The sequence below is a fragment of the Bradyrhizobium sp. NAS96.2 genome (genome assembly GCF_001908235.1).
GTDB lineage: Bacteria > Pseudomonadota > Alphaproteobacteria > Rhizobiales > Xanthobacteraceae > Bradyrhizobium.
This window is the reverse complement of sequence record NZ_LGHK01000424.1, coordinates 1-1,159: the sequence shown is the minus strand read 5'-3', so window position 1 is coordinate 1,159 and position 1,159 is coordinate 1. Positions and strand designations below refer to the sequence as shown.

General features: G+C 60.2%; 2 protein-coding genes. Both read left to right on the top strand.

Features of this window, described 5'->3' with window-relative positions; genetic code table 11:
• Nucleotides 1–183: hypothetical protein (locus tag AC628_RS45020; RefSeq protein ID WP_210190347.1), on the top strand; the 183-nt coding region annotated here is incomplete at its 5' end.
• A gap of 71 nt (nt 184–254) precedes the next feature.
• A protein-coding gene (locus AC628_RS41715; protein ID WP_143202123.1) for an IS5 family transposase occupies nt 255–1,092 on the top strand; the annotation gives its coding sequence in 2 pieces (ribosomal slippage) (nt 255–797 and nt 799–1,092; 837 coding nt in all).
• Nucleotides 1,093–1,159: the final 67 nt, after the last annotated feature.

The window sequence follows — 1,159 nt, the reverse complement described above, 5'->3', positions numbered from 1 at the left end:
CGACGATCGACCGGCTCGATCCGGGTGGCCACCCGGATCGAGCCATTCCTTGCGGAACGCAACAAAGATAGCAGAGCCTTCCAGTACAAGGTGCGAGCGGAGCGAGCCTCGAAGGATGCACGGCCCGGCTGGTGGCCGTCGATCCTTCGAGACGCGCGCAAGAGCGCGCTCCTCAGAGCCTGACTGAAAAAGGGGTGAGTGACCTGAGTGGGGTGTGATTCCATCGGATTTGCAAAGATTCGAGGGAGAGCACGATGCCCTGGACTGAGATCACTCGGGAGCAATATCGGCGGGACGAACTGCGTTATGCAAGCGATATGACCGATGCGGAATGGGCGCTGATCAGGCGGCTGTTGCCGCGAGCGAACCGGCGCGGCCGGCCGCGTAAGACTGAGCTGCGTCGTGTGGTCGAAGCGATCCTCTATATCGTTTCGACTGGCTGCCAGTGGCGGGCGTTGCCGCTGGAGTTCCCACCCTATTCGACGGTGCAGGGCTATTTTTATACATGGCGGGATACAGGCCGATGGCAAAGGATTGTCAGCGTTCTCGTCCAACGGGCGCGAAAAAAGCTTGGACGCAGACCGAAGCCGACGGCAGCGGTGATCGACAGTCAAAGTGCGCCGACCACGCAAGCTGGCGGACCACGCGGCTACGACGCAGGCAAGCGCATCTACGGCCGCAAGCGGCATATTGTGACGGATACCAATGGCCTGCTGCTCGGGGTTCATGTTCATCCGGCCAACGTTCAGGACTGCCATGGCGCCGTGCCGCTGCTGAAGAATGTGGGGATGAACTTCCCCCCGGCTGCGCCATGTCTTTGCCGACCGGATCTACCGCGGAAATCAACTCCTCGAGGCGCTCTCAGACTGTGGTCCATGGACTATCGAGATCGTTGAGCGGCCCCAAGGCGTCAAAGGCTTCCAGCTTCTGCCGAGGCGGTGGGTGGTTGAACGCACATTCGCTTGGTTCGGCAGATGCCGCCGCCTCGCCAAAGACTTCGAGGCGACGGTGGCAACCGAAGCTGCCTGGCTGCTGATTGCACACATCAGACTCCTGACCCGCAGACTTGCCGCTGCAGATAGGGGGCGATGATTTATGAGTCAGACTCTCAGGATGAGTCTTCGATCTGACAGTTTTATGAAAAAGTCGCCTCCGCGAA